Source organism: Streptomyces sp. NPDC045967 (assembly GCF_056430495.1).
This window is the reverse complement of the sequence record NZ_JBWKLE010000005.1, coordinates 100,376-126,816: the sequence shown is the minus strand read 5'-3', so window position 1 is coordinate 126,816 and position 26,441 is coordinate 100,376. Positions and strand designations below refer to the sequence as shown.

The following is a 26,441-nucleotide window of genomic DNA, read 5'->3' as shown; positions in this document are numbered from 1 at the left end:
CCGTTCCGTGTCATCCCACGGTCGTACGTCCACTTGCGTCCGGGGACTGACGCTTTGCGGCCGCCGTTTTGGTCAGATGGAGTCATCAAACCCCACCAGATCGGGTGAGCGCGGCGACACGGGGGTCGCCGCCGTCGACACAGAGGGCAGGGCACTGACATGTCAGCGAACACGAAGACTTCTCGCAAGGTCGCCCGGTACGCCGTACCGGTCGCGGTGGCGGGTGTGGCCGCGGCGACCGTCGCGATGGTCCCGGCCTTCGCCAATGCCGGCGGCCCGGACCTGCCGAAGGTGACGGCGCAGCAGCTCATCGAGAAGATCGCCGCCTCGGACGTGCAGCAGCTGTCCGGCACCGCCAGGATCAGCACCGACCTGGGCCTGCCGAAGATCGCCGGCGGGCTGCTCGGCGGCGGCGGGGGCATGGCGGGGGGTTCCGCCGCTCCGGAGGACAAGGTCGCGCAGCTGGCCAACGGGACGCACACCTTCCGGGTGGCCGCCGACGGCCCGGACCGCCAGAAGCTGACCTTCCTGGACGGCAAGGACGAGTACAGCCTGATCCACAACGGCGCCGACGTGTGGGGTTACGCCTCCAAGTCGAACGAGGTCTTCCACGAGAAGGCCCCCGCCGGCCAGGACGGCGGCGGGACCCCGGAGCACGGGAAGGCGGCCGACCGGCTCGCCGCCTCGCCCCAGCAGCTGGCCGAGGAGGTCCTGAAGGCCGCCGGCACCACCACGGAGGTCGGCGTGGGCGAGACGGCCCAGGTGGCCGGGCGCGACGCCTACCAGCTGGTGCTCAAGCCCAAGCAGGCCGGCTCCACGGTCGGTTCGGTGCAGATCGCGGTCGACGCGAAGAACGGCGTGCCGCTGCGCGTGCAGCTGCTGTCCTCCGAGGGCGGCAAGCCGATCGTCGACGCGGGCTTCACCAAGGTGGACTTCGCCAAGCCGGCCGCCGACACGTTCGCGTTCACCCCGCCCAAGGGCGCCAAGGTGACCGAGGGCGCGGACGGGGCCGGCCGGGACGGGCACGGCAAGGAGTTCAAGGCCCTGGAGTCCTTCCCCGGCCTGGACGCCCTCGCCGACGGGGCGAACGGCAAGGGCGAGGTGAAGGTCCTCGGCGAGGGCTGGGCCACGGTCGCCCGGATCGACACCGGGGCCGGCACGAACCTCAAGGACCTGGAGAACGACAAGAACGCCCCCAAGGAGGCCAAGCAGTTCCTGGATTCCCTCGGCGGCAAGGTCTCCGGGAAGTTCGGCGAGGGGCGCGTCTTCTCCACCCGTCTGGTCAACGCCCTGATCACCGACGACGGCAAGGTCTACGTCGGCGCGGTCACCAAGGACCAGCTGGTGAAGACGGCGGATTCCGCCCGGTAGTCCGCGCGGGCGCCGCGACGCCGCGGAAGGGTGGGCGGGGACTGTGTCCCTGCCCACCCTTCCGGCGTTCCCGTACCCCGTACAGCAGGGCCGCTGTACGGTGTTGGGCATGTCGAGACACGTCACCATCCGCCTGAACGAAGAGTTCCACGAACGCCTGAAGGCGCGCGCGGCGGCGCTGGGCACGACGGTCACCGCGCTGATCACCGAGGTCACGGAACGCGAACTCGACGACGACCGGCAGAACTTCCTGTCCGGCATCGAGGAGTTCGCCGACCACTGGGGCTACTTCCAGGAGCGTTTCGGCAATTGAAGATCACCATGGAGTGGGCCTGGACCGCTCTGGCCCACCATCTCCCGTCCGATCCCGCCGTGTGGGACCCCTCCGGGGTGGCCGCCGCGGTCGCCCGGCACCAGAACGACCTCGTCCTGGTCCCCGAACAGCCCGCCCCGGACACCGCGTGGCGGGCCGCCGCGTTCCTGCACACCCTCGCGGTGTGCCCGGCGCTGGAATCCCCGATGAACGAGTTCTACGCCGCCGCCGCGACCCGCTCGTACCTGCGCGTGGCCGGGGCCAGTCAGCTGCCCTCGCCCGAGGTGCTGGGCGATCTCGTCGAGGCGGCGAAGCTGGGCCGCGCCGACATCGGGGCGGTCGCCGAGGAGCTGCGGGCCCGCATACAGGACCCGCAGCCCGCCTCGCGTGGTTCCGACCGCCGTTAGACCGGCTTGCGGACCGGGCCGTCGGCTAGAAGGTGATCTTCCAGCTGTTGATGTAGCCGACGTCCTGCGCGGCCCCGTCCCTGGCCCGCAGCTTCCAGACTCCGTTGGCCACCTCGGAGGAGGCGTTCACGGTGTAGGACTGGATGAGGTTGTCGGCGCTGCCGCCGCTGCGGTTGTGCAGGTTGTAGACGGTGCCGTCGGGAGCGACCAGGTCGACCACCAGGTCACCGCGGTAGGTGTGGACGATGTTGACGTCCACCTTGGTGGTGGCCGGAGCGTTGCCCGCCACGCCCGAGACGGTGATCGGCGAGGTGACCGCCGCACCGGGGGAGTCCGGGATGTTCACGTCGGCGGTGTTCTCGAAGGACGGGCCCGGCGGGACCGGTGTGGCCGCGCCGAGGTTCCAGATCGCGTAGGCGATGGCGTCGGAGTTGCGGTCCAGCGCGGTGTCGTTGATGTTCGCCGTGCCGTCGCAGGATGAGTGGTAGCAGCGGTCGAACGCCTGGCCGGCCGTGCCGCCCCACTTCTGCGCCTGCGCCGAGGACTTCGTGTTGCTGGCGCCCGTGAACAGGCCGCCGACCGGGATGCCCACGTTCTTGAACGAGGCGTGGTCCGAACGGCCGTCGCCCTCGGTCTCGATCTCGGTCGGGACGCCGAGGCCCGAGAAGTAGGTCTTGAAGGTCTGCTCGATGGTCGGGTCGTCGTCGTAGACGAAGTAGCCCGGGTTCGGCGAGCCGATCATGTCGAAGTTCAGGTAGCCGGAGAACTTCGCGCGCTCGGTGGCCGGCAGGTTGTTCACGTAGTACTTCGAACCGACCAGGCCCAGCTCCTCCGCGCCCCACCAGCCGAACCGCAGGTGCTTCGTCGGCTGGAGACCGGCCCGGGAGACCGCCAGGGCCGTCTCGAGCACGGCCGCGCTGCCGGAGCCGTTGTCGTTGATGCCCGCGCCGGAGGACACCGAGTCCAAGTGCGCGCCCGCCATCAGGACCGAGTTCGGGTCGCCGCCCGGCCAGTCGGCGATCAGGTTGTAGCCGGTGGCGCCGCTGGAGGTGAAGGTCTGCAGGCTGGTCGTGAAGCCGGCCGCGTCGAGCTTGGCCTTCACGTAGTCGATCGAGGCCTTGTAGCCGGTCCGGCCGTGGGCCCGGTTGCCGCCGTTGTTGGCGGCGATGGTCGACAGCTGGGTGAGGTGGGCCTTGACGTTGGCCAGCGGGATGTCGGGCGGCGTCGGCGCCGCGGCGACCGCCGTCGGGGCGGCCAGCGCGGCGGGAGTGGTGGCGGCGAACAGGCCGGCGACCGCGAAGGCGGTCACGGCGGCGAGGCGCCGGGAGACGGACAGGCTCATGTGGGGGCTCCGGGGATTCCGCGGGGATGTGACGGAACGATGGGGATAGAGCGGGTGAGCGATAGTGCGTCTGTGCGAGCCCGATGGTCAGTGAGAGCGTGACGGTCCGTCAAGACCACAATTCGGTCAGGGGTGTTCGGAAAACGGACGATCCCCGTTACGGAACTTCCGTAACGGGGATCGTGGGGGCCGGGTGGCCGCTGGTGCGGCCCCGGCGCGGGTCTCTTGCCGGAGGGCTAGGCGGGCTCGCGCTCCGGGGCGGGGACGGGCGGCATCGCGGCGGCGAGCGCGGCCCGCGAGCGGCGGGCCCTGCCCAACGCGTCCCAGGTCAGCAGCGCGAGTGCGGCCCACACCAGGGAGAAGCCGGCCCAGCGCTCGGGCGGCATCGCCTCGTGGAAGTACAGGACGCCGAGCCCGAACTGGAACACCGGGGCCAGGTACTGGAGCAGCCCGAGCGTGGACAGCGGGACCCGGATCGCCGCCGCCCCGAAGCAGACCAGCGGGATCGCGGTGACGAGCCCGGTCGAGGCCAGCAGGAGCGCATGTCCGGCGTCCTGCGAGGCGAAGGTGGACTGGCCCTGCGCGCCGAGCCACAGCAGGTAGCCGAGGGCGGGCAGGAACAGCACGGCCGTCTCGGCGGCCAGCGACTCCAGGCCGCCCATGTTGAGCTTCTTCTTGATCAGCCCGTAGGAGGCGAACGAGCAGGCCAGGACCAGTGAAATCCACGGCGGCCGACCGTAGCCGACGGCGAGCACCAGCACCGCGACGAAGCTGATGCCGACCGCCACCCACTGCGTCCGGCGCAGCCGCTCGCCGAGCACCAGCACGCCCATGGCGATGCTGACCAGCGGGTTGATGAAGTAGCCGAGACTCGATTCGACGACGTGGCCGTTGTTGACGGACCAGATGTACAGGCCCCAGTTCACGCTGATCACCGAGGCGGCCAGCGCGGTCAGCGCGAGTTTGCGGGGCTCGCGCAGCAGCTGGCGCATCCAGGCCCAGCGGCGCAGCACGAGCAGCGCCAGGCTCACCACGGCCAGCGACCACACCATGCGGTGGGCCAGGATCTCCACGGCTCCCGACGGCTGGAGCAGCGGCCAGAAGAGCGGGACGAGTCCCCACATTCCGTACGCGCCGAATCCGTGGAGCAAACCCGCGCGCTGGTCGGTCACTGGCTTCACGGGGCCTCCTGTACGACTTTCAGCCAACCTCATGACGGTAGCGCCGTACGACTCGAATGTCATGCCCGTTCGCCCGAGATACTCATGACATTCGGCGGAACGCCCGGCGAGCGGCGGGGTCGCGCCGGCGGCCGCCCGCGGCCCCGGAACGCGCCCGAGCCCGGACCTCCTGCGAGGTCCGGGCTCGGGTGCCCGCGTCGTACGGGTGCCGTGCACGGGGCCGGCGGCTGCGTCCGGGCGGGGCGCGGGGCGCGGGGCGCGGGTCAGCCCACGACCGTCCACGTGTCGCCGCCGGCCAGCAGCGACGCCAGGTCGCCCTTGCCCTTGCGGTCGACGGCCGTGTCGAGCTGGTCGGACATCAGGGTGTCGTAGACGGGCCGCTCGACGCTCCGGAACACCCCGATGGGGGTGTGGTGGAGGGTGTCGGGATCGGCGAGGCGGGACAGCGCGAAGGCGGTGGTGGGGCTCGCGCCGTACGCGTCGTGCACGACGATCCGCGACTCGTTCTCGGCGGTGACCGTGACCACCTGGAGGTCCCCCGTGGCCGGGTCGCGGACGACACCCTTGCGGCCGTCGCCGCCGAAACGGATCGGCTGCCCGTGCTCCAGCCGGATCACGGCCTCCTGCGCCTGGTCTTTGTCCTTCAGCACCTCGAAGGCGCCGTCGTTGAAGATGTTGCAGTTCTGGTAGATCTCCACCAGCGCGGTGCCCTGGTGGTCGGCGGCCGCGCGCAGCACCTCGGTGAGGTGCTTGCGGTCGGAGTCCACTGTCCGCGCCACGAACGAGGCCTCCGCGCCGATGGCCAGGGACACCGGGTTGAAGGGCGCGTCCAGCGAGCCCATCGGGGTGGACTTGGTGATCTTGCCGACCTCGGAGGTGGGGGAGTACTGCCCCTTCGTCAGACCGTAGATCCGGTTGTTGAACAGCAGGATCTTGAGGTTGACGTTGCGCCGCAGGGCGTGGATGAGGTGGTTGCCGCCGATGGACAGCGCGTCGCCGTCACCGGTGACGACCCAGACCGACAGGTCGCGGCGCGAGGTGGCCAGGCCCGTGGCGATGGCCGGGGCGCGGCCGTGGATCGAGTGCATCCCGTAGGTGTTCATGTAGTACGGGAAGCGGGAGGAGCAGCCGATGCCGGAGACGAAGACGATGTTCTCCTTCGCCAGGCCGAGGTCGGGCATGAAGCCCTGCACGGCCGCCAGGACGGCGTAGTCGCCGCAGCCGGGGCACCAGCGGACCTCCTGGTCGGATTTGAAGTCCTTGGCCGACTGCGCCGCCTCGGCCTTCGGCACCAGCGACAGCAGGGTCGGGGCGTCGGTCACCTCAGTCATTGATGGCCTCCTCGAGGACCGTCGCGAGCTGCTCGGCCTTGAACGGCATTCCGTTGACCTGGTTGTAGGACTGGGCGTCCACCAGGTATTTCGCCCGGATCAGGGTGGCGAGCTGCCCGAGGTTCATCTCCGGCACCACTACCTTGTCGTAACGCTCCAGGACCTCGCCGAGATTCCTCGGGAAGGGGTTGAGGTGGCGCAGATGGGCCTGCGCGACGGGGTGACCGGCCGTGCGCAGCCGCCGGACCGCGGCCGTGATCGGGCCGTAGGTGGAGCCCCAGCCGAGCACCAGGGTGCGGGCCCGGTCGGGGTCGTCGACCTCCAGGTCGGGGACCCGGATGCCGTCGACCTTGGCCTGCCGGGTGCGGACCATCAGGTCGTGGTTGGCCGGGTCGTACGAGATGTTCCCGGTGCCGTCCTGCTTCTCGATGCCGCCGATGCGGTGCTCGAGACCGGGTGTGCCGGGGACCGCCCACGGGCGGGCCAGGGTCTCGGGATCGCGCTTGTAGGGCCAGAACACCTCGGTGCCGTCAGCCAGCCGGTGGTTGGGGCCGGAGGCGAACTGGGTGGTGAGGTCGGGCAGGTCCGCGATGTCGGGGATCCGCCACGGCTCGGACCCGTTGGCGAGGTAGCCGTCGGAGAGCAGGAAGACCGGCGTCCGGTAGGTCAGCGCGATCCGGGCCGCGTCCAGGGCGGCGTCGAAGCAGTCCGCCGGGGTGCGCGGGGCGACGATCGGCACCGGTGCCTCGCCGTTGCGCCCGTACATGGCCTGGAGCAGGTCGGCCTGCTCGGTCTTGGTCGGCAGGCCGGTGGAGGGCCCGCCGCGCTGGATGTCCACGATCAGCAGCGGCAGCTCCAGGGAGACCGCCAGGCCGATCGTCTCGGACTTCAGCGCCACACCGGGGCCGGAGGTGGTGGTCACGCCCAGGGCTCCGCCGAAGGCCGCGCCCAGGGCTGCGCCGATGCCCGCGATCTCGTCCTCGGCCTGGAAGGTCCGCACGCCGAAGTTCTTGTGCCGGCTCAGCTCGTGCAGGATGTCCGAGGCCGGGGTGATCGGGTAGGAGCCCAGGTAGAGCGGCAGGTCGGCCTGCCGGCTGGCGGCGATCAGGCCGTAGGACAGGGCCAGGTTCCCCGAGATGTTGCGGTAGGTGCCCGTCGGGAAGGCCTGGGTGGCCGGGGCGACCTCGTAGGAGACCGCGAAGTCCTCGGTCGTCTCGCCGAAGTTCCAGCCCGCCCGGAAGGCGGCCACGTTCGCCTCGGCGATCTGCGGCTTCTTGGCGAACTTCTGCCGCAGGAAGTTCTCCGTGCCCTCCGTCGGCCGGTGGTACATCCAGGACAGCAGGCCCAGCGCGAACATGTTCTTGCTGCGCTCGGCCTCCTTGCGGGAGAGCCCGAAGTCCTTCAGCGCCTCGACGGTGAGGGTGGTCAGCGGGACGGGGTGGAGGTTGTAGGCGGCCAGCGAGCCGTCCTCGAGCGGGGAGGTCTGGTAGCCGACCTTGGCCATCGGGCGCTTGGTGAACTCATCGGTGTTGATGATGATCTCCGCGCCGCGCGGCACGTCGCCGATGTTCGCCTTCAGGGCGGCGGGGTTCATCGCGACCAGCACGTTCGGGGCGTCGCCGGGCGTGAGGATGTCGTGGTCGGCGAAGTGCAGCTGGAAGGAGGACACGCCCGGCAGGGTTCCGGCGGGCGCCCGGATCTCGGCGGGGAAGTTCGGGAGGGTCGAGAGGTCGTTCCCGAACGACGCCGTCTCCGAGGTGAACCGGTCACCGGTGAGCTGCATGCCGTCACCCGAGTCACCCGCGAACCGGATGATCACGCGATCGAGACGGCGGACTTCCTTGCCGCCAGGGCTCGCCGGGGTGCGCTGCCCTGCGACAGCCGCACCCCCAGCCCCGTCGGCCTGCTCGGCTGGGCTACTGACCTGGCTGGTCACTGAACTGGACCTCCTTCGAGGCGTGGGCACCCCCACAGAACCAACCCTACGACGGTCAGCTCTTCCGGGGCGGCCACATTCTGGACCGTTGGACCGCCCTTCGAGACGGCCCGACCGGTATGCCGTATCTGACAGAGTGTCAGTCGATCAAGATTTCAGATAGGTGAGAACGGCCAGTACACGCCGGTGATCCCCGTCACTCGGCGACAGGCCCAACTTCATGAAGATGTTGCTGACGTGCTTCTCCACCGCACCGTCGCTCACGACCAGCTGCTTCGCCACGGCGGAGTTCGTGCGTCCTTCGGCCATCAGGCCCAGTACCTCGCGCTCGCGCGGCGTCAGCCCCGCCAGCACGTCCTGCTTCCGGCTGCGCCCGAGCAGCTGGGCGACGACCTCGGGGTCCAGGGCGGTACCGCCCCGGGCCACCCGCACCACCGCGTCCAGGAACTCGCGCACCTCGGCCACCCGGTCCTTGAGCAGGTAGCCCACCCCGGTCGTGGAACCGGCCAGCAGTTCCGTGGCGTACTGCTCCTCCACGTACTGCGACAGCACGAGCACCCCTATACCCGGGTGGTCGCGGCGCAGCCGTACGGCGGCCCGGATGCCCTCGTCGGTGTGCGTCGGCGGCATCCGTACGTCGGCCACCACCACGTCCGGCAGCTCGTCCTGCGCCGCGAGGTCCGACACGGTCTTGATCAGGGCGTCGGCGTCCCCGACACCCGCCACGACCTCGTGCCCCCGGTCGGTCAGCAGCCGGGTCAGGCCCTCCCGCAGCAGCACCGAATCCTCGGCGATGACCACCCGCACCCTGTCTTCCACGATTCAGCAGCTCCCGCGTCCACTCATCCCGCACTCCCTGACGCAGCCAAGCATCCCAGCCTCGAGGCCGGATCCAGGCAGACCCGGGACAACGAGTGGCTGCGGCCGCGCGGGAGGGGCCGGCGGGAGCCGGACGGCGGACGCGCGGGCCGGAAAGCGCACGAAGGCCCGGGCCGACGCGTCGGCCCGGACCGGTGCCTCTGGGTGGTGGCCGGTGATCGCTGATCGGGTCGGTGATCTGGCCGGTGGCCCGGTGGCCCGGTGGCCCGGTGGCCGGTGATCGGTGATCCGTGATCGGTGAACTGGTCGGGGTCTCTCACACCCGCCACGGAAGCTCGGCGGTCACGGTGGTCCCCATCCCCTCGGGGGAGTCGACGACGAGGATCCCGTCCACGGCGTCCAGCCGCTCGGCCAGCCCCGCGAGCCCGGCGCCGCCACCGCCCCCGCGCCGGATCCCGGCCCCACCGCGGCCGTCGTCGCAGACCTGCACCAGCAGTCGGTCGCCGGACTTCCACACGTCCACACCGGCGACCCTGGCGTCCGCGTGGCTGCTCACATTGCGCAGCAGCTCCGACACCGCGAAGTACGCGATGCCCTCGATCGCCGCCGCGGGCCGCGCCGGCAGGTCCACCGCCACCTTCACCGGCACCGCACACCGCGCCGCCACGGACGACAGCGCCGCGTCCAGCCCCCGGTCGGTCAGCACCGCCGGGTGGATCCCCCGCGCCAGGTCCCGCAGCTCCTGCAGGGCGATCTTCACCTCTCCGTGGGCCTCCTCCACCAACCGGGCGGCGGCCACCGGGTCCTGCGTCACCCTCTCCTTCGCCAGCCCCAGATCCATCGCCAGGGCCGCGAGCCGTGCCTGCGCCCCGTCGTGCAGATCCCGCTCGATGCGCCGCAGATCGGCGGCGGCGGTGTCCACGACCACCCCCCGGTCGGACTCCAGCTCGGTGACCCGGCCGGCCAGCCGCGACGGCCCGAGCAGCCCGCCCACCAACACCCGGTCGACGGCGGTCAGCGCCCGCAGCACCCAGGGCGTCGCGAGGGTGAAGACCGCCCCGACCGCACAGGTGAGGGCGATCTCGGCGGGGGAGTCCAGGAAGAAGGAGTAGGAGCCGTTCTGGAAGAGTTGGAGCCCGGGCTGGTCGGTGTAGGCCGGGAAGACCCAGAACCAGACCGGGTACAGCAGGAAGGACCACCCCGCCGTCCAGAACACCACCGCCGTGCAGAAACCGAAGACCGCCCACGGGAAGTGGATCAGGGAGTACAGCACGTGCCGCCAGGCACTGCCGCTCTTGAGCAGCGCCCCCATGGCGGCCACCGCTCCGGCCTTCCCGGCCCGAACCGGGACCGGCCCGGCGACCTCGGCCCCGAGCAGCCCCCGCACCCGGGCCCGCTCCACCCGCCCGAACCCGAGGCACAGGGCGAGCACTCCGGCGAGCACCGGAACCCCGAGAAAGGTGACGAGCAACCCGGCGCCGAGGCTCAGGCCGGTCACGGCGAGCGAGAAATACAGCACGCTCAGCGGCAGCCCGACCAGCAGGTACCCGAACTCCCGCCAGGTCCGCCCGGCCACCGGAGCCCGCACCACAGCGCGCAGCCCCCCATCCACACGGTCTTCCATCTCCGACCCCGCCCTTCCCGTCTCGGCCACCCCTCCACCCTCGCGCGCCCCCCACCCCGAAACCATCCGGCCCGTAGGTCTCCCCAACGGGGGGATAACCCCACCCACCAGGCCCTGGCCCTCCGCCACCGGGGGCGGTCCCCCGGCACCGGCCCGGCACCGCACGCCGCTCCCGGGCCGCACCATTGGCCCCCTATTGGGCGGCGCTCATCCGGCCCCGCCCCGCCTCTGCGGTTCGGGCCGCCGCTGTTCGGCCTCGGTCCGGCAAGATCAGCCCCGCCGGCGTTTGAGGCGCGGGGCTGGGGGTCGGCGCCCCGGCAGTAGCGCGGGACGCTGCCGAGGCGCACCTTTGGCCGCGTACTGGGCCGCGCTTATCCGGCCTCGCTCCGGCAAGATCAGCCCCGCCGGCGATTGAGGCGCGGGGTCCGGGGCGGCGCCCCGGCAGCGGCGCGGCAGCGTACGCACCCCGCTCAGGTCCTCCCACCGCCTCACCCGCCCGGCCCCCCGCTCCGGCAAGATCAGCCCCGCCGGCGATTGAGGCGCGGGGTCCGGGGCGGCGCCCCGGCAGTGGCGCGGCAGCGTACGCACCCCGCTCAGGTTCCGCACACACCCCCGCCATCCCCGCAACCACCCACCCCCACCCCGGACCCAGAACACAAAAGGGCCCCGTCCACCCGGACGGGACCCACCGCTCAGCCACCCCTACCGCCCCCGCCACGGCAACTCCGCCGTCACCACGGTCCCCGCCCCCACCGGCGAGTCCACGACGAACACCCCGTCCACCGCCCCCAACCGCTCCGCGAGCCCCGCCAGCCCCGACCCCCGAGACGCATCCGCCCCGCCCCGCCCGTCGTCCGACACGCGGATCAGCAGCCGCTCCCCGGCCCGCCACACCTCCACACTGGCGCCCCGCGCAGCGGACCCGGCGTGCTTGCTCACGTTCTGCAGCAGCTCCGACACCACGAAGTACGCGATCCCCTCGATCGCCGCCGCCGGCCGCGCCGGCAGATCCACCGCCACCTTCACCGGCACCACGCACCGCACCGCCACCGACGACAGCGCCGCGTCCAGCCCCCGGTCGGTCAGCACCGCCGGATGGATCCCCCGCGCCAAGTCCCGCAGCTCCTGCAGCGCCAGCTTCACCTCCCCGTGGGCCTCGTCGACCATCGTCGCCGCGCCCTCCGGGTCCTCCAGCAGCTTCTCCTTCGCCAGGCCGAGCCCCATCGCCAGCGCCACCAACCGCGCCTGCGCCCCGTCGTGCAGGTCCCGCTCGATGCGCCGCAGGTCGGCCGCCGCCGTGTCGACGACCACGCCCCGGTCCGACTCCAGCTCCGCGATCCGCCGCTCCAGGTCGTCGGAGGGCGACAACAGCCCCCGCACCATCGCCCGATCCGCGTTCGCCAGCAGCCGCACCACGTACGGCAGCACCGGCCACAGCACGAACAGCCCGGTCAGGGCTACCGTGAAGGTGAGCACCCCCCACGGGAGCCGGACCAGCTGGTACAGCACCGTCCGCCAGCCGACCGGGTCCTTGATGCTCGTCCACAGCCAGGAGAAGAACCCGCCGGCCCGACCCGGGCCGGGAATCGGCGTCGGCTCGTCCACCCGTACGCCCAAGAGGACCCGGGCCCGCGCCCGGTCCAGCCGTCCCAACTGACGAGACACCCACAGACCACATGCGAGCAGGGGAAGTCCGATCGCGGTCACGGACAGACCGCCCGTCCCGGCGACCATGACAACCGCGTAGACGAAACCGACCACCGCCAGCGGCAGGTTGCTCACCAGATGGGCGATCTCCTTCCACGTCACGGCGCTGAAGACGGCCCGGACGGGGGGCGGCCGGTCGTTGTCGGGGAGGTCATGGCTCGTGGTCATGCGGCACAGCCTGTCAAGGGCCGTTCGCCGGCGCCATGGGGTGGCCGGGGTGCTGTGAACGGGGGATAACCCCACCCCGTGTAAGGCAGGCCCTAGACTCCCGCCTGTACCAGATCGTCGACAGTGACCGAGGAGCGAGGAACGGACGTGCCTGAACCGACGGTATCGACCGCAACCGTTCTCGCGGCGGACTACTTCCGAAGTTATTCGGTCGTCGGCCTGCTGGCCCTCCTCGGTGTGCTCTTCGTGGCGGTCGCCTTCACCGCGGGCCGCCTGCTGCGGCCCGTGGTCCCGACCCCCGAGAAGCTGCTGACGTACGAGTGCGGTGTGGACCCGGTCGGCGAGGGCTGGGCGCACACCCAGGTCCGCTACTACGTCTACGCGTTCCTCTATGTCATCTTCGCCGTCGACTCGATCTTCCTGTTCCCGTGGGCGACGGTGTTCGCCGCCGCCGGTTACGGCGCCACGACCCTGGTCGAGATGTTCGTCTTCCTGGGCTTCCTGGCCGTCGGCCTGCTCTATGCGTACAAGAAGGGCGTCCTCGAATGGACGTGACACCGGCTGGGACACCGGCTGAGACACCCGCCGCGGCACCTGCCCAGAGTCCTGCCGCCGCACCCGCCGTGACACCGGCCGAGGGGGTCCTGCTCCCGGAGCCCAAGCGCCTGGGAGTGCTCTCCCGGCTCGCCCCGGAACCCATGAAGGTGGTCCTGAACTGGGGCCGCCGCTACAGCCTGTGGGTCTTCAACTTCGGCCTGGCCTGCTGCGCGATCGAGTTCATCGCCGCGTCGATGGCCCGTCACGACTTCATCCGGCTCGGCGTGATCCCCTTCGCGCCGGGCCCCCGGCAGGCCGACCTGATGATCGTCTCGGGCACGGTCACGGACAAGATGGCGCCCGCCGTGAAGCGGCTCTACGAGCAGATGCCGGAGCCGAAGTACGTCATCTCCTTCGGCGCCTGCTCCAACTGCGGCGGCCCCTACTGGGACTCGTACTCGGTCACGAAGGGCGTCGACCAGATCATCCCGGTCGACGTCTACGTACCCGGCTGCCCGCCCCGACCGGAGGCGCTGCTCCAGGGCATTCTCAAGCTCCAGGAGAAGATCGCCCGGGAGTCGCTCGCGGACCGCTACACCAAGGGCCCGTCCGTAGAACAGCTCACCAGCGGACTGGTCACGGCGCCGCCGGCCCCCGGGAGCGACGCGTGAACCTCTACGACTCCCTTCCCGACGCGGCTGCGACGGTCTTCGGCGAGGAGGCCGTCGGCTCCCTCGCGTACGACGTCCTGACGGTCGACGTGCCCGTCGGCTCCTGGGTCTCCGCCCTGGAGATCGCCCGGGACAAGCTGGGCTGCACGTACTTCGACTGGCTGAGCGCGGTCGACGAGCCGGGCACCGGCTTCCGCGTCTGCGCGCACGTGGTCGCGCTGGAGAACCGCCGCGTACGCCGCCTCCTGCTGCGTACGACGGTCCCGCACTCCGCGCCCTCCCTGCCGTCGGCCGTCGCCGTGTACGCGGGAGCCGAATGGCACGAGCGCGAGACGTACGAGATGTTCGGGGTCGTCTTCACCGACCACCCCCATCTGGTCCCGCTGCTCCTCCCGGAGAACTTCGAAGGACACCCGCTGCGCAAGGACTTCGTCCTGGCCGCGCGCGTCGCCAAGGCATGGCCCGGCGCCAAGGAGCCGGGCGAGGCCCACGACCCGGACGCGCCCAAGCGCCGTCAGATGCTTCCGCCGGGCGTCCCGGACCCCAACGACTGGGGCCCGATGAAGGGCCAGCTCCCGCCGGCCCCCACCCGCCCGGCCCGCACCCCGCGCGCCGCAGCAGGCGCGGCGGGCGCCGCCGCGCGCCCGGCCCGCGAGGGCGCCCCACCGCGCCGCACCCGCACGGCCACCGAGGGCTCGGCCACCCAGCCGACGCCGGACCCCGCGGCGGCCGGCGCCCCGCCCCGCCGCACCCGCTCCGCTTCGGACGGCTCGGCGACCCAGCCGACCCCGGACCCCTCGGCGGCCGGCGGCCCGCCCCGCCGCACCCGCTGGGCTTCGGACGGCTCGGCGACCCAGCCCGCCCCGACCCAGCCCGGCGCCGCTCCCCGCCCCACCCCGAGCAGCCCCGACGCCCCTTGGCACGACCCCAAGCCGGCGTTCACCGAGCCCCCCGCCCCGCAGCCGAAGCCCGAGGCCGACCCGGTAACCCCGCCCCAGCCGGCCCCGCAGCCGAAGCCCGAGGCGAGCCAGCCGGCCCCCACGCTGGAGCCGGCCCCACAGGCCGAGCCGCGCCCGGAGGCCGCCCCGGCAACCCCGCCCCAGCCGGCCCCGCAGCCGAAGCCGGACGTCACGCCCGAGCCCGCGCCGCAGCCCGAGCCGGCCCCCAAGGCCGAGCCGCGTCCCGACGCCGAGCCCGACGCCGACCCCGCCACCCCGTCAGACGCACCGGCGGCCCGGCCCACCCGCGACAACGGAGAAGACGCGTGAACGAGGTCCTCGACGTCGCCCTGCGGCTGATCATCGTCTTCGCCGTCTTCCTCGTGCTCCCGCTCGTCGTCGGCCAGACCGAGCACAAGGTGATGGCGCACATGCAGGGCCGCGTCGGCCCGATGTACGCCGGCGGCTTCCACGGCTGGGCGCAGCTCGTCGCCGACGGCGTGAAGTTCGCGCAGAAGGAAGACATCGTCCCGGCCAACGCCGACCGCCGGATCTTCCAGCTCGCCCCCGCCGTGGCCCTGCTGCCCTACCTCCTCGTCCTCCTCGCGATCCCGATCGGACCCGGCGAGGGCGCGGTCGGCCAGGTCATCGACGCCGGCGTGTTCTTCGTGCTCGCCGTCATGGGCGTGGGAGTCCTCGGCGCGCTCATGGCCGGCTGGGCCTCCGCGAACAAGTTCTCCCTGCTCGGCGGCCTCCGCACCGCCGCCCAGCTGCTCGCCTACGAACTCCCCATGCTGCTGGCCGCCGCGTCCGTCGCCATGGCCGCCGGCACGGTCTCCCTGCCCGGCATCGTCGAGGGCTTCGAGTGGTGGTGGCTGCCCTGGCAGATCGTCGGTGCGCTCGTCTTCTTCACCGCCGGCCTCGCCGAACTCCAGCGGCCCCCCTTCGACATGCCCGTCGCCGACTCCGAGATCATCTTCGGCGCGTACACCGAGTACACCGGCCTGCGCTTCGCCCTCTTCCTGCTCGCCGAGTACGCCGGCATCGTCGTCCTCTGCGCCCTCACCACCGTCCTCTTCCTCGGCGGCTGGCACGGGCCCTTCGGCGCCGACGGCCTCGGCTGGGTCTGGACCCTGCTCAAGACCGCGGTCCTCGCCTTCCTCGTGATCTGGCTCCGCGTGACGTATCCCCGTCTGCGCGAGGACCAGCTCCAGAAGCTCGCCTGGACCACGCTCATCCCGCTCGCGCTCGCCCAGATCGCGCTCACCGGCATCGTGAAGGTGGCGATCCAGTAATGCCCATCCCCGGATCCGGCCTGGCCAAGGGCCTCGCCGTCACGCTGCGGACGATGACGAAGCGCTCGCACACCGCCCACTACCCCGATGTCCAGCCCCAGCTGCCGCCGCGCAGCCGCGGGGTCATCGGACTGTTCGAGGAGAACTGCACGGTCTGCATGCTGTGCGCCCGTGAGTGCCCCGACTGGTGCATCTACATCGACTCCCACAAGGAGACGGTCCCGGCCGCCACCCCCGGCGGCCGCGAGCGCAGCCGCAACGTCCTCGACCGTTTCGCCATCGACTTCTCCCTCTGCATGTACTGCGGTATCTGCATCGAGGTGTGTCCCTTCGACGCCCTCTTCTGGTCGCCGGAGTTCGAGTACGCGGAGACCGACATCCACGAGCTGACCCACGAGCGGGACAAGCTCCGCGAGTGGATGTGGACCGTCCCGGCTCCGCCCGCCCTGGACCCTGCCGCCGAGGAGCCCAAGGAGGTGGCCGCCGCCCGCAAGGCCGTGGAGAAGGCCGAGGCCACCGCAGCGGCAGCCGCCGCCGCAGCCGCCGGGGCCACCCCCACCCAGGCAGCCGCCCGGGCCACCCCGCCCACGGCCGCCCCCGCGGACTCCGCCCCCGCACCCGACGCCGGCGCCGCCGAGGCCCCGGCCCCCCAGCCGCCGACCACCCCGGAGGGAGACGCGTGACCCCCGCCGTCACCCTCGCCGCCGCAGCCGGAAGCCCGGGTTTCCTCTCCCCGACCGGCGTCGAGATCGCCTTCGTCCTCGTCGGCCTCGCCACCCTCGGCGCGGCCCTCGTCACGGTCACCACCCGGCAGCTCGTGCACGCCGCCCTCTGGCTGGTCGTCGCACTCGGCGGCATCGCCGTCGAGTACCTGCTGCTGACCGCCGAGTTCATCGCCTGGGTCCAGGTCCTGATCTACCTCGGTTCCGTGATCGTCCTCCTCCTCTTCGGGCTGATGCTCACCAAGGCCCCCATCGGCCGCTCCCCGGACGCCGACTCCGGCAACCGCTGGATCGCGCTCGCCGTGGCCGTCGTCGCCGCCGTCTCCCTCGTCTGGGTCGTCGTCGACGCCTTCCGCACGACCTGGATCGACCTCGACGGACCGGTCAAGGGCTCCACGGAGGTGACCGGCGAGATCCTCTTCCAGCACTGGGTGCTGCCCTTCGAGGCGCTCTCCGTCCTCCTCCTCGCCGCCCTGATCGGCGCCATCGTGCTGTCACGCAGGACCACCGCCGCCGAAGACGGCGTCGCCAGCGACAAGGGGCAGCACTGATGCACCTCGCCTACCCCGCCGTGCTCGCGGCGCTGCTCTTCTGCACGGGCCTGTACGGAGTACTGGCCCGCCGCAACGCCATCCTGGTGCTGATGTCCGTCGAGCTGATGCTCAACGCCGTCAACCTCAACCTGGTGGCCTTCGACGTCTGGCTCCGCGACACCCTGCACGCCGGCCAGGCCCTCACCCTCTTCACCATCGCCATCGCCGCCGCCGAGATCGGCATCGGCCTCGCGATCGTGCTGATGGTGTACCGCAACCGGGGCAGCTCGGACGTCGACCGGCTCCGCGACACCGCCGAGGGACACGAGCCCACCCCGAACACCCCGAGCGAGGTGACCGCGTGAGCACCACGACCCTCGCCGTCCTGGTCCCCGTCCTGCCCTTCCTGGGCGCGGTGGCGGGACTGCTCTTCGGCCGGACCGCCCCGGGCTTCGTCCGGCCCCTCGCGATCCTGCCGACGCTCGGCGCCGCCGTACTGGCCGTGCTCGTCGCCCTCCGCCAGGGCGGCGGCACGGCGATCGACAGCGCGACCGAACTGACCCCGACCGGCTCGGTGCCGATCGAGCTCTCGCTCTATCTGGACGGCTTCGCCGCTCTGGTCGCCGTCCTGGTCGGAGTCGTCGCCACCTGCGTCCAGGTCTACTCGACGGCCTACCTCCGCGACGATCCGCGCTACCCGTCGTATGCCGCTCTGGTCTCACTGTTCACCTCCGCCATGCTGCTCGTCGTCTACTCCGGCGACCTGATGGTGCTGCTGGTCGGCTGGGAGGTCATGGGCATCTGCTCCTACTTCCTCGTCGGCCACTACTGGGAGACCGAGGCGGCCCGCTCCGCCTCCCTGAAGGCGTTCCTCGTCACCAAGCTCGGTGACGTCCCCTTCCTGATCGGCCTGTTCGCGCTCGCCTCCGACGCCGGCTCCTTCCAGATCACCGAGATCCTGGGAACCGTCGCGGCGGGCGGGCTCGACCACCCGACCCTGATCGCCCTGCTGCTGCTCGCCGGCGTCGCGGGCAAGTCGGCGCAGTTCCCGCTGCACACCTGGCTTCCGGACGCCATGGCGGGCCCCACCCCGGTGTCCGCGCTGATCCACGCCGCGACGATGGTCGCCGCCGGTGTCTACTTCATCGCCCGCCTCCTCCCCGTCTTCGCGGCCTCCCGCGCCGCACTGGTGGTCATGGCCGCCATGGCGGCCGTCACGATGGTCGGGTCCGCCCTTGCCGCCCTGGCCCAGGACGACATCAAGCGGGTACTCGCCTACTCCACGGTCGGCCAGCTCGGCTACATGACCGGCGCCCTGGCCGTCGGCGACCGCGGCGCCGCCGTCTTCCACCTCCTGTCCCACGGCGCCTTCAAGGCGCTCCTGTTCCTCGGCGCGGGCGTGATCATCCACGCCGCCGGTACGAACTCCCTGGCCGCCATGTCCCGTATGGACGGCCTGGCCAAGCGCATCCCCGACGCCTTCTGGACGATGACGATCGCGCTGCTCGCGCTCGCCGCGATCCCCCCGTTCGCCGGCTTCTTCTCCAAGGAGGCCGTGCTCATGGCCGCCGAGCAGACCGCCACCGGCCACTCGGAGTTCGCCCCGACCGCCGCCGGCTGGCTGGTCCTCGCCGCCGGCCTGCTGACCGCCCTGCTCACCGCCGCCTACGCCACCCGGCTGTGGCTGATGGCCTTCCGCGGCCGGGGCGCCGCCGCCCCCGACCACGGCAAGGAGCCCCTCGCCATGACCGGCGTGCTGTGGCTGCTTGCGGTCCCGTCGATTGCCTTCGGCCTGGCTGGGGGCCCCCTCGCCGACTGGTTCGACGGCAAGGCGCTCACCCCGACCCTGACCACCTCGCTCCTCGGCACCGGCGCCGCCGCCATCGGCGGGCTGCTCACCTATGCCCTCTGGCAGCGCGCCTCGGCCACCGCCGCCGCAGTCGGATACGGAGCAGGGCTCTCCGCCTCCACCACCGCCGCGGAATCAGCCGCCGAGACGCCCGAGGTCGCCGAGGTCACCCACGACCACCCCGCCGTCCCGGCCGGGTTCGCCCCCGACCCCGGCAAGGCGCTGCTCGGCCCCCTGTACCGCCACGCGGCCGACGGCTTCCACCTCGACGCCGTCTACGACCGGCTCTTCGTCCGGCCCGTCCGCGCGGCCGCCGGCCTGGTCCGCTTCCTCGACCGCGAGGTCGTGGACACCTACGTCCGCGGCGCGGGCGGCAGCACCCGGCTGCTCGGCAGCCTCGTACGCCGCGCCCAGACCGGCAACGTGCAGAGCTACCTGAGCGCCCTGCTCGCCGGCGCCGTGGTCCTGGCGATCGCCACCGCCGTCCTCGCCAACGTCAACGCCGGATCGTGAGCCGTGAGTCAGCCGTGATTGATATCAGCCCGTCCGTGATGCAGTTCCTTCTGGCGTTCCTCGTGGCCGCACCGCTCCTCGGCGCGGCCGCCGCCCTCCTGCCGCCCCCGCCCGGGCTCAAGGGCCGCAGCCCCGAACAGGCCGTGCTCCGCCACGGCGTGACCGTGACCGGTGTGATCCTCGCCGCGGCGATCGCCCTCACCCTGGGCTTCGACCACGACACCCCGTCCCGCTTCCAGGCGACGACGGACATCAGCTGGATCCAGGCGCTGAACGTCCGGATCCACCTCGGCGTCGACGGCATCTCGCTCCCCCTCCTCCTGATGACCGCACTGCTGTTCTTCCTGTGCGCGCTCTACAGCTACTTCAAGCTCCCCGAAGGCCCTTCCCCGAAGGCCTTCGTCGCCCTGCTGCTCGTCCTCGAATCCGGCACCCTCGCGACCTTCGCCGTCCTCGACCTGCTGCTCTTCTTCCTCGCCTTCGAGATGGTCCTCATCCCGATGTACTTCCTCATCGCCCGCTGGGGCGGCGCTCAGCGGCAGGCCGCCGCCTGGAAGTTCATCCTCTACACGCTCCTCGGCTCCGTCGTCATGCTGCTCGGTCTGCTGCTCATCGGACTGAAGAGCGGCACCTTCGACATGGTGGCACTCGCCACTGACAACGGCCGCGAACTGACCCGCACCACCCAGCTCCTGGCCGTTCTCGCCATCGGTATCGGCCTCGCCGTGAAGACCCCGATGTGGCCGCTGCACAGCTGGCTGCCGGACGCCCACACCGCCGCCCCCACCGTCGGATCCGTCCTGCTGGCCGGCGTCCTGCTGAAGATGGGCACGTACGGGTTCGTCCGCATCCTGCTCCCCGTCACCCCCGACGGCATGGCCGCCTTCGCCCCCTACCTGGGCGCGCTCGCCGCCATCGGCATCGTCTACGGGTCCCTCGCCTGCCTCGCGCTCGCCCGCCGGGGCGGCAAGGGCGACCTCAAGCGCCTCATCGCCTACTCCTCCGTCGGCCACATGGGGTTCGTGCTCCTCGGCATCGCGTCCATGACCCCCACCGGCGTCAACGGCGCGCTCTTCGCCAACATCGCCCACGGCCTGATCACCGGCCTGCTCTTCTTCCTGGTCGGCGCCCTGAAGGACCGCTACGGCACCGCCGACCTGGACACCCTCGCCGGAGCCACCGGCGCCGCCCTCTACGGCCGCGCCCCCCGCCTGGGCGCCCTCCTCGCCTTCGCCGCCGTCGCCTCCCTGGGCCTGCCCGGCCTGGCCGGGTTCTGGGGCGAGATGCTGGCCCTCTTCGGCGCGTTCGACCCCGCCGAGGGGCTGTCCAGACCCGCCTTCCTCACCTACACGGCCCTCGGCGCGTTCGGCACCCTGCTCACCGCCGCCTACCTGCTGATCGTCGTACGACGCGTCTGCATGGGCGACCCCGAGGCCGGCCCGCAGCTCGCCGTCGCGGACATCCAGCGCTACGAGTTCGCCGCCTGGACCCCACTCGCCGCCCTCACCGTCCTCGCCGGCCTGTGGCCCGCCGTCCTCCTCGGCCTCACCGACCCGGCCGTCCAGAAGCTCCTCGCAGGAGGCAACGCATGACGGCCCTCGCGGTCCTGCCCGCCGGCACGCCCAGCCTGGTCCAGTCCGTCGACTGGCTGGCCATCGCGCCCGTCGTGATCACCGCCGCCGTCGGCCTGGCCGTGCTGGTCGCCGACCTCTTTGTACCGGAACGCGCGAAGCCCGCCCTCGGCTGGATCTCCGTCGCCGGCCTCGCCGCCGCGACCGCCACCCTGCTGCCGCTGCGCGCCGGCGACCGCAGCACCTTCTGCCTCATCGGCGACCCGGCCGCCTGCAGTTACACCGCCGACCACTTCACGCTCGTCGTGCAGTTCCTGGTGCTGGCCGGTGCGCTGGTCACCGCCCTGCTGTCGGTCACCGCCGTCCGCGACGCGCGCATGCCCGCAGGCGAGTACTGGTTCCTGCTGCTCTCCTCCGCCGCCGGAGCGGCCCTGCTGCCCGCCTCCCGCGACCTCGCCACCCTGATCGTCGCGCTCGAAGTGGCCTCGCTGCCCGCCTTCGCCCTCGTCGGCCTGCGCCGCGGCGACCGCCTCTCCTCCGAGGCCGCGCTCAAGTTCTTCCTGTCCTCCGTCACCGCCACCGCTGTGTCGCTGATGGGCGTCAGCTTCGTCTATGCCACCACCGGCTCCCTGCACCTCAGCCAGGTCGCGGAACGCCTCGAGGAGGTCCCCGGCGGGCTGGACACCCTCGCCATGGTGGGTGTCGCGCTGACCCTGGTGGGCTTCGCCTTCAAGACGGCGGCCGTCCCCTTCCACTTCTGGGTCCCCGAAACCTACGTCGGCGCCCCGTTGCCCATCGCCGGCTACCTCTCGGTGACCGGCAAGGCCGTCGGATTCACCGGCCTCATCCTCGTCACGGTGATCGCCTTCCCGGCGTACTCCGACATCTGGGGGCCGGCGCTGGCCGTCCTGGCAGCGCTCACCATGACCCTCGGCAACGCCGCCGCCCTGCGCCAGTCCGCCGACCGCCCGAACAGCGCCGTACGGCTGCTCGCCTGGTCCTCGGTCGCCCAGGCCGGCTACCTGCTGGTCCCGATCGCCGCCGCCGCGTACTCCGAGCGCGACCAGATCGGTTCCACGCTCGCCTACGCCCTCATGTACGCGGCCGTGAACCTGGGCGCCTTCGCCGTGGCCGCGCTGGTCGCCCGTTCGAAACCGCTCCACCGGATCAGCGACTACCGGGGCCTGTACGCGGAGCGCCCCGCGGCCGCGCTGGCGCTGGCCTTCTTCCTGCTCTGCCTGGCGGGTCTGCCGCCGGGCATCATCGGCCTCTTCGCCAAGGTCACCGTCTTCCGGTCCGCGGTCGACGCGGGCCTGGGCTGGCTGGCCGTGGTCATGGCCGTCAACGTCGTCATCGCCCTCTACTACTACCTGCGGTGGACCGCGCTCCTCTTCCGGGCGCCGCAGGACGTCAAGGAGGCCACGGAGGTCAAGGCCGCCGAGGGCGTCGCGGCCGCCGAGGGCGCGGGCGCCCGGAGCCGCGCGAAGGCCCCCTGGCCGGTGGTGGCGGCCATCGCCGTCACCGCCGTCACGGCGGTCGTCCTCTCGGGCGCCCCGCAGCTGGTCCTGCGCGTGGCGACGGGCAGCCTTTTCGCGCAGTGAGGCCGTACGCCCCACCCGTACGGAGCAGCCCCCGCCCCCGTCGCGCCACCCTCGCCGCCCCCGCCCCCGGGGCGGCGGCCCCCGTGTGCCCTGGGAACCAGACGCGCCCACCTCGCGTTGACCAGGAAGGGAGGGTCCACTGGACCGTAGACCCTCGCTCCGGGTCCCCCTGCCGCACCACTAGGAGGGCGTACCGTGCACCGCCGGCACAACGGGCTGAAGACCGCCGTACTCCTCGGCGGCCTGTCGGCACTCATCATCCTCATCGGGAGCTTCTTCGGCCGGGGCGGCCTGATCGTCGCCGTCGTGATCGCTCTCGGGACGAACGCGTACGCGTACTGGAACAGCGACAAGCTGGCTCTACGCGCGATGCGTGCCCGCCCCGTCAGCGAGTTCGAAGCCCCCGGGCTCTACCGCATGGTGCGCGAGCTCTCCACGTCCGCGCGCCAGCCCATGCCCCGCCTCTACATCTCGCCCACCGAGGCCCCCAACGCCTTCGCCACCGGCCGCAACCCGCGCAACGCCGCGGTCTGCTGCACCGAAGGCATCCTGCGCATCCTCGACGAGCGGGAGCTGCGCGGGGTCATCGGCCACGAGCTCAGCCACGTCTACAACCGCGACATCCTGATCTCGTCGGTCGCCGGCGCCCTCGCCTCGGTGATCATGTTCCTGGTGAACTTCGCCTGGCTCATACCGGTCGGTCGATCCAGCGACGACGAGGGGCCGGGCCTCTTCGGGATGCTGCTCGTCATGCTCCTCGGCCCCCTGGCCGCCTCCGTGATCCAGCTGGCCATCAGCCGTTCCCGCGAATACGAGGCAGACGCCTCCGGTGCCCAGCTCACCGGCGACCCGCTCGCCCTGGCCAGCGCCCTGCGCAAGCTGGACGCGGGCACCAAGCAGCTGCCGCTGCCCCCGGAGCCCCGGCTGGAAACCGCCAGCCACATGATGATCGCGAACCCGTTCCGTCCCGGCCAGGGACTTTCCAAGATGTTCTCCACCCACCCACCGATGGCCGAGCGCATCGCCCGGCTCGAACAGATGGCAGGCCGTAGGCAGTGAAGACAATCCTGAACGTCATTTGGCTCGTGCTGAGCGGCATCTGGCTGTTCCTCGGCTACTGCCTCGCAGGCGTACTGCTCTGCATCACCATCATCGGCATCCCCTTCGGCATCGCCGCCTTCCGCATCGCCGTATACGCCCTCTGGCCGTTCGGCTACACCGCGGTCGAGCGCCGCGACTCGGGCGCCGGCTCGGCCGTCGGAAACGTCCTGTGGCTGGTCCTGGCGGGCTGGTGGCTGGCCCTCGGCCACATCTTCACCGGCATCGCGCTGTGCGTCACGATCATCGGCATCCCGTTCGGCATCGCCAACTTCAAGATGGTCCCGCTCTCGCTGCTCCCGCTGGGCCGCGAAATCGTCCCCACGGACGCCCCGTTCGCCTCGCGCTGACCGCGGCTTCTCCGGAGTTGTCCACAGGCTGAGCGGGCTGTCGGTGGGGTGCGCCACCATGAACCCATGAACGACACCGAGCAGTTGCTGGAGCAAGTCGCACACCGCGTCCGCACAGCCGTGCGCGGGCATGGAGAGGCCCTGCCCGCGCCGCTGGGCAGTGAGGAGATCGCCCGGGCCGAGGGCATACTCGGCTTCGCCCTGCCGCCGCTGCTCGCCGCGCTCTACACCCGCGTCGGCGACGGTCGCTTCGGCCCCGGTCAGGGGCTGCTGGCACTGCGTCACGCGGTCCGGGCCTACGGGACGCAGCGCCGGTCCGGATGGCGCTGGCCCGAGGGCGTACTGCCGATAGCCGACTTCGGCTGCGGCACGTACGCCTGCGTCGACTGCCGCTCGCAGGAGGCGAAGGTCCTGCTCTTCGACCCCAATCCCGGGGAACCGGACCTCGCCTGGTCCCTCGACACCCCGAGTCTGGAGGGCTGGCTCCGCGGCTGGCTGGACGGCACCGCATGGTTCTGCGAGGAGTCCGCCCTGGGGGAGGAGACCGAACTGGAGCTGCTCCCGTGGGCGGAGTTCAGATGCCGGATCTGATCCGCCCACGGATCCCGTAGGCCAACGCGCCGAGCACCAGCACCGCCGCCCCCGCGGCCGCCGACGCGAGGGGCAGCGAGCAGGCCAGCACCACACAGCCGGACAGCCCGACCGCTGCCACGGTCCGCCCCTTGACATCTGCATCGAGAGTCCACGCGGAGGCGTTCGCAATCGCGTAGTAGGCCAGCACTCCGAAGGAGGAGAAGCCGATCGCGCCCCGCAGATCGGTGGTGGCCGCCAGCACCGCCACGACCGCGCCCACGGCGAGCTCCGCATGGTGCGGAACCTGGCGCCGGGGGTGTACGGCGGCCAGCACACGGGGGAGATGGCCGTCCCGGGCCATCGCCAGGGTGGTCCGCGAGACCCCGAGGACCAGGGCGAGCAGCGAGCCCAGCGCGGCCAGCGCCGCGCCCACCCGCACGAGCGGGGTCAGTCCGGGCCACCCGGCCGCCCGGACCGCGTCGGCGAGCGGAGCCGCGGCCCCGGCCAGCCCGTCGGCACCGAGCACCGACAGGGCCGCCACCGCCACCAGGGCGTACACCAGCAGTGCGATCCCCAGCGCCAGGGGCACCGCCCGCGGGATCGTCCGCTCCGGATCGCGCACCTCTTCGCCCAGGGTGGTGATCCGCGCATAGCCCGCGAAGGCGAAGAAGAGCAGGCCCGCCCCCTGCAACAGCCCGGCCGCAGCCCAGTCCGCGGTGCCGAGCCGCCCGGCGTCGGCGGCGTCCGAGGACAGGCACACCACGACCACCGCCGCCAGCACCGCCAGTACCGCCGCCACGATCAGCCGGGCGATCCGGGCGGACTTCTGCACACCCCCGTAGCCGGCGGCGGTCAGCGCCACCACCGCCGCCACGGCCACGGCCCGCTGCTGCCCGGGCCAGGCGTACGCCCCGACCGTCAGGGCCATCGCCGCGCAGGAGGCCGTCTTGCCGACCACGAACCCCCAGCCGGCCAGATACCCCCAGAAGGGCCCGAGCCGCTCGCGCCCGTAGACGTACGTACCGCCGGAGGACGGGTATCGGGCGGCGAGCCGAGCCGAGGAGTGCGCGTTGCAGTAGGCCACCAGGGCCGCCAGCGCGAGGGCGGCGAGGAGCGCCCCGCCCGCCGCGCGTGCCGCCGGGGCGAGGGCGGCGAAGATACCGGCGCCCACCATCGCGCCGAGCCCGACGACGACGGCGTCGGACACCCCGAGCGTGCGCTTCAACTCGTTGTCCACGCGCGGAGGCTACCGGGCCGGGCCGACGCCCTCCCGGCCGGGCGCCGGCCCCACCGGCGCCCCCATTCCTCGAGCGCGGTCGGGCAGGCGCGGTCGAGATGCCGCAGCCCGCTCGGATCAAGCCGTGCACGCTCTCCCCGCGGCAGGGAGTCCGCGGCGTCGAGCAGTTTGGGCAGCCGCAGGAAGCTGGCATCGCCCACGACCCGGACGCACAGCGCGTCGTTCCCCCCGGACCCGCTCGATGTGCACGTGGGAGGTCTCCCAGGCCGCCTGGCGATGGCGAGCGCCAGGCCGGTCAATACGCCCTCGAAGAGATGGGTGACCACGATCGCGGTGTCGGTGACCAGCAGGACCACCGCTTCGCCCCGGTGCGTCCGCCACGGCGCGGCCACCGCCCGGGCGGGCAGCAGCTTGCACCTGGCGTGCAGGAGCCCTCCGGCGAGCGAGGCGAGGGGGAGGATCTCGAGTGCGTACGGAAACGCAGCGGCGAAGATCAGCAGTCAGCCGCCGTACGGGATCCGGGCGGCACGGATGCTTGCGCCGGCCTCCACGTCGGCGGCGCTGCGGACGATGACGGCGGTCATCGGCAGTGCCCCGAGCTGCCCCGAGAGCCCGCGGACCGTCTTCCCCGCGCCCTGGGCGACGAGTTCGCGGTCGTAGTCGGTCCGGCGGCCGTCATGCATCCGGTCCACGGCGGCGGCGTTGAAGAGGGTCTCGGCGGAGGCGATCAGCGCCAACGCAACCGCCGCGGCCC

Annotated in this window: 24 protein-coding genes and 1 pseudogene; 16 read left to right on the top strand and 9 right to left on the bottom strand. The window is 72.1% G+C overall.

What is annotated here, in order from left to right:
* Positions 1-159 precede the first annotated feature (159 nt).
* The 3 genes from AC07FY_RS13420 to AC07FY_RS13410 all read left to right on the top strand — a co-directional run bounded on the left by AC07FY_RS13420 (position 160) and on the right by AC07FY_RS13410 (position 2,091).
* Positions 160-1,371 (top strand): LolA family protein, encoded by a 1,212-nt coding sequence (locus AC07FY_RS13420; protein WP_479004828.1) that lies wholly within the window; start codon positions 160-162, stop codon positions 1,369-1,371.
* 109 nt (positions 1,372-1,480) lie between these two features.
* On the top strand, positions 1,481-1,684 hold the full coding sequence (locus tag AC07FY_RS13415; RefSeq protein WP_242438685.1) for a ribbon-helix-helix domain-containing protein: 204 nt from the start codon (positions 1,481-1,483) through the stop codon (positions 1,682-1,684).
* Complete coding sequence (locus AC07FY_RS13410) at positions 1,681-2,091, top strand: hypothetical protein (protein ID WP_479004825.1); 411 nt, start codon at positions 1,681-1,683, stop codon at positions 2,089-2,091. Before AC07FY_RS13415 ends, AC07FY_RS13410 begins: the two co-directional genes overlap by 4 nt.
* Positions 2,092-2,116: 25 nt before the next feature.
* Here the strand turns inward: AC07FY_RS13410 and AC07FY_RS13405 are convergent, their stop codons facing one another.
* From AC07FY_RS13405 to AC07FY_RS13375, 7 genes are all read right to left on the bottom strand, one after another.
* Positions 2,117-3,433, bottom strand: a complete 1,317-nt coding sequence (locus AC07FY_RS13405) for a M28 family metallopeptidase (protein ID WP_479004823.1) — start codon at positions 3,431-3,433, stop codon at positions 2,117-2,119.
* A gap of 236 nt (positions 3,434-3,669) precedes the next feature.
* Positions 3,670-4,647 (bottom strand): EamA family transporter RarD, encoded by a 978-nt coding sequence (gene rarD, locus AC07FY_RS13400; RefSeq protein WP_479004820.1) that lies wholly within the window; start codon positions 4,645-4,647, stop codon positions 3,670-3,672.
* Positions 4,648-4,877: 230 nt separating this feature from the next.
* A complete protein-coding gene (locus AC07FY_RS13395) occupies positions 4,878-5,945 on the bottom strand; it encodes a 2-oxoacid:ferredoxin oxidoreductase subunit beta (protein WP_479004817.1) in 1,068 nt (355 codons plus the stop codon).
* Positions 5,938-7,881: a 2-oxoacid:acceptor oxidoreductase subunit alpha gene (locus tag AC07FY_RS13390; RefSeq protein ID WP_479004814.1), complete on the bottom strand. Its 1,944-nt coding sequence runs from the start codon at positions 7,879-7,881 to the stop codon at positions 5,938-5,940. Before AC07FY_RS13390 ends, AC07FY_RS13395 begins: the two co-directional genes overlap by 8 nt.
* A gap of 147 nt (positions 7,882-8,028) precedes the next feature.
* Positions 8,029-8,688: a response regulator transcription factor gene (locus AC07FY_RS13385; protein WP_479005467.1), complete on the bottom strand. Its 660-nt coding sequence runs from the start codon at positions 8,686-8,688 to the stop codon at positions 8,029-8,031.
* Between the two features lie 328 nt (positions 8,689-9,016).
* The gene (locus AC07FY_RS13380) at positions 9,017-10,390 is read right to left on the bottom strand and encodes a sensor histidine kinase (RefSeq protein ID WP_479004811.1); all 1,374 of its coding nucleotides are present in this window, start codon (positions 10,388-10,390) and stop codon (positions 9,017-9,019) included.
* 636 nt (positions 10,391-11,026) lie between these two features.
* The gene (locus AC07FY_RS13375; protein ID WP_479004808.1) at positions 11,027-12,199 is read right to left on the bottom strand and encodes a sensor histidine kinase; all 1,173 of its coding nucleotides are present in this window, start codon (positions 12,197-12,199) and stop codon (positions 11,027-11,029) included.
* A gap of 147 nt (positions 12,200-12,346) precedes the next feature.
* Here AC07FY_RS13375 and AC07FY_RS13370 point away from each other — a divergent pair, with 147 nt between their 5' ends.
* The 13 genes from AC07FY_RS13370 to AC07FY_RS13310 all read left to right on the top strand — a co-directional run bounded on the left by AC07FY_RS13370 (position 12,347) and on the right by AC07FY_RS13310 (position 24,468).
* Positions 12,347-12,754 (top strand): NADH-quinone oxidoreductase subunit A, encoded by a 408-nt coding sequence (locus AC07FY_RS13370; protein ID WP_479004805.1) that lies wholly within the window; start codon positions 12,347-12,349, stop codon positions 12,752-12,754.
* Complete coding sequence (locus tag AC07FY_RS13365; protein WP_479004802.1) at positions 12,745-13,407, top strand: NADH-quinone oxidoreductase subunit B; 663 nt, start codon at positions 12,745-12,747, stop codon at positions 13,405-13,407. Before AC07FY_RS13370 ends, AC07FY_RS13365 begins: the two co-directional genes overlap by 10 nt.
* Positions 13,404-14,675: an NADH-quinone oxidoreductase subunit C gene (locus tag AC07FY_RS13360; protein ID WP_479004799.1), complete on the top strand. Its 1,272-nt coding sequence runs from the start codon at positions 13,404-13,406 to the stop codon at positions 14,673-14,675. The genes AC07FY_RS13365 and AC07FY_RS13360 overlap by 4 nt, the downstream gene beginning before the upstream one ends.
* A complete protein-coding gene (locus AC07FY_RS13355) occupies positions 14,672-15,640 on the top strand; it encodes a complex I subunit 1/NuoH family protein (RefSeq protein ID WP_479004796.1) in 969 nt (322 codons plus the stop codon). Before AC07FY_RS13360 ends, AC07FY_RS13355 begins: the two co-directional genes overlap by 4 nt.
* Complete coding sequence (locus AC07FY_RS13350) at positions 15,640-16,323, top strand: NuoI/complex I 23 kDa subunit family protein (protein WP_479004793.1); 684 nt, start codon at positions 15,640-15,642, stop codon at positions 16,321-16,323. The genes AC07FY_RS13355 and AC07FY_RS13350 overlap by 1 nt, the downstream gene beginning before the upstream one ends.
* Positions 16,320-16,913, top strand: coding sequence for an NADH-quinone oxidoreductase subunit J family protein (locus tag AC07FY_RS13345; RefSeq protein ID WP_479004790.1), 594 nt, complete (start codon positions 16,320-16,322; stop codon positions 16,911-16,913). The genes AC07FY_RS13350 and AC07FY_RS13345 overlap by 4 nt, the downstream gene beginning before the upstream one ends.
* On the top strand, positions 16,913-17,260 hold the full coding sequence (gene nuoK / locus AC07FY_RS13340; RefSeq protein ID WP_479004787.1) for an NADH-quinone oxidoreductase subunit NuoK: 348 nt from the start codon (positions 16,913-16,915) through the stop codon (positions 17,258-17,260). The genes AC07FY_RS13345 and nuoK overlap by 1 nt, the downstream gene beginning before the upstream one ends.
* Positions 17,257-19,257, top strand: coding sequence for an NADH-quinone oxidoreductase subunit 5 family protein (locus tag AC07FY_RS13335; RefSeq protein ID WP_479004784.1), 2,001 nt, complete (start codon positions 17,257-17,259; stop codon positions 19,255-19,257). The genes nuoK and AC07FY_RS13335 overlap by 4 nt, the downstream gene beginning before the upstream one ends.
* A 38-nt stretch (positions 19,258-19,295) precedes the next feature.
* Positions 19,296-20,849 carry a complex I subunit 4 family protein gene (locus tag AC07FY_RS13330; protein ID WP_479005464.1) on the top strand — a complete coding sequence of 518 codons (1,554 nt, stop codon included), beginning with the start codon at positions 19,296-19,298 and terminating at the stop codon, positions 20,847-20,849.
* Entirely contained in the window at positions 20,846-22,429 is a 1,584-nt protein-coding gene (locus tag AC07FY_RS13325; RefSeq protein WP_479004782.1) for an NADH-quinone oxidoreductase subunit N, read from the top strand. The genes AC07FY_RS13330 and AC07FY_RS13325 overlap by 4 nt, the downstream gene beginning before the upstream one ends.
* A gap of 195 nt (positions 22,430-22,624) precedes the next feature.
* Complete coding sequence (gene htpX / locus AC07FY_RS13320; RefSeq protein WP_479004780.1) at positions 22,625-23,488, top strand: zinc metalloprotease HtpX; 864 nt, start codon at positions 22,625-22,627, stop codon at positions 23,486-23,488.
* Positions 23,485-23,877, top strand: a complete 393-nt coding sequence (locus AC07FY_RS13315; RefSeq protein ID WP_361754095.1) for a YccF domain-containing protein — start codon at positions 23,485-23,487, stop codon at positions 23,875-23,877. The genes htpX and AC07FY_RS13315 overlap by 4 nt, the downstream gene beginning before the upstream one ends.
* Positions 23,878-23,943: 66 nt before the next feature.
* A complete protein-coding gene (locus tag AC07FY_RS13310; protein WP_479004776.1) occupies positions 23,944-24,468 on the top strand; it encodes an SMI1/KNR4 family protein in 525 nt (174 codons plus the stop codon).
* Here the strand turns inward: AC07FY_RS13310 and AC07FY_RS13305 are convergent.
* The gene (locus tag AC07FY_RS13305; RefSeq protein WP_479004774.1) at positions 24,452-25,687 is read right to left on the bottom strand and encodes an APC family permease; all 1,236 of its coding nucleotides are present in this window, start codon (positions 25,685-25,687) and stop codon (positions 24,452-24,454) included. The genes AC07FY_RS13310 and AC07FY_RS13305 overlap by 17 nt on opposite strands.
* A pseudogene (locus AC07FY_RS13300) lies at positions 25,672-26,430 on the bottom strand (SulP family inorganic anion transporter); the annotation flags it as partial. The gene AC07FY_RS13305 and the pseudogene AC07FY_RS13300, both read right to left, overlap by 16 nt.
* Positions 26,431-26,441 lie beyond the last annotated feature (11 nt).

What these genes read in the sequence shown, in the direction of transcription:
- AC07FY_RS13415 (WP_242438685.1), top strand. Translation starts at nt 1,481, where the DNA reads ATGTCGAGACACGTCACCATCCGCCTGAACGAAGAGTTCCACGAACGC.
- AC07FY_RS13405 (WP_479004823.1), bottom strand. Translation starts at nt 3,433, where the DNA reads ATGAGCCTGTCCGTCTCCCGGCGCCTCGCCGCCGTGACCGCCTTCGCG.
- AC07FY_RS13330 (WP_479005464.1), top strand. Translation starts at nt 19,296, where the DNA reads ATGCAGTTCCTTCTGGCGTTCCTCGTGGCCGCACCGCTCCTCGGCGCG.
- AC07FY_RS13310 (WP_479004776.1), top strand. Translation starts at nt 23,944, where the DNA reads ATGAACGACACCGAGCAGTTGCTGGAGCAAGTCGCACACCGCGTCCGC.
- AC07FY_RS13375 (WP_479004808.1), bottom strand. Translation starts at nt 12,199, where the DNA reads ATGACCACGAGCCATGACCTCCCCGACAACGACCGGCCGCCCCCCGTC.
- AC07FY_RS13380 (WP_479004811.1), bottom strand. Translation starts at nt 10,390, where the DNA reads ATGGTTTCGGGGTGGGGGGCGCGCGAGGGTGGAGGGGTGGCCGAGACG.
- AC07FY_RS13350 (WP_479004793.1), top strand. Translation starts at nt 15,640, where the DNA reads ATGCCCATCCCCGGATCCGGCCTGGCCAAGGGCCTCGCCGTCACGCTG.
- AC07FY_RS13325 (WP_479004782.1), top strand. Translation starts at nt 20,846, where the DNA reads ATGACGGCCCTCGCGGTCCTGCCCGCCGGCACGCCCAGCCTGGTCCAG.
- rarD (WP_479004820.1), bottom strand. Translation starts at nt 4,647, where the DNA reads ATGAGGTTGGCTGAAAGTCGTACAGGAGGCCCCGTGAAGCCAGTGACC.
- AC07FY_RS13395 (WP_479004817.1), bottom strand. Translation starts at nt 5,945, where the DNA reads ATGACTGAGGTGACCGACGCCCCGACCCTGCTGTCGCTGGTGCCGAAG.
- nuoK (WP_479004787.1), top strand. Translation starts at nt 16,913, where the DNA reads ATGCACCTCGCCTACCCCGCCGTGCTCGCGGCGCTGCTCTTCTGCACG.
- AC07FY_RS13420 (WP_479004828.1), top strand. Translation starts at nt 160, where the DNA reads ATGTCAGCGAACACGAAGACTTCTCGCAAGGTCGCCCGGTACGCCGTA.
- AC07FY_RS13365 (WP_479004802.1), top strand. Translation starts at nt 12,745, where the DNA reads ATGGACGTGACACCGGCTGGGACACCGGCTGAGACACCCGCCGCGGCA.